Consider the following 239-nt stretch of genomic DNA (forward strand, 5'->3'; position numbering starts at 1 on the left):
GGAATGACTTGATCTAAATAGCGAATCATTTTCGTTCTTTTTACGATATCATACGCACTTGTAAACCAACGTTTTTCATAAAATTCTTGAGTATTAGGCAAATAAAATTTTGGCACAATGCCTAATATTTTGTTCTTTTTAACCACAAACGCAACATTATATAAAATACCTTCTATTTCTAAAGGGGCACCAAAAACAACAATCCCTTTAAAGGGGTTATTTTCTAAAAATCGATTTAT

Annotated in this window: 1 protein-coding gene; it reads right to left on the reverse strand. The window is 29.7% G+C overall.

The window, feature by feature from the left end:
• Positions 1-239: hypothetical protein (locus ABCO64_RS10735; protein ID WP_343089472.1), on the reverse strand; the 239-nt coding region annotated here is incomplete at both ends.

Origin of the sequence: Methanocalculus natronophilus, assembly GCF_038751955.1 — an archaeon.
GTDB classification, from domain to species: Archaea; Halobacteriota; Methanomicrobia; order Methanomicrobiales; family Methanocorpusculaceae; genus Methanocalculus; species Methanocalculus natronophilus.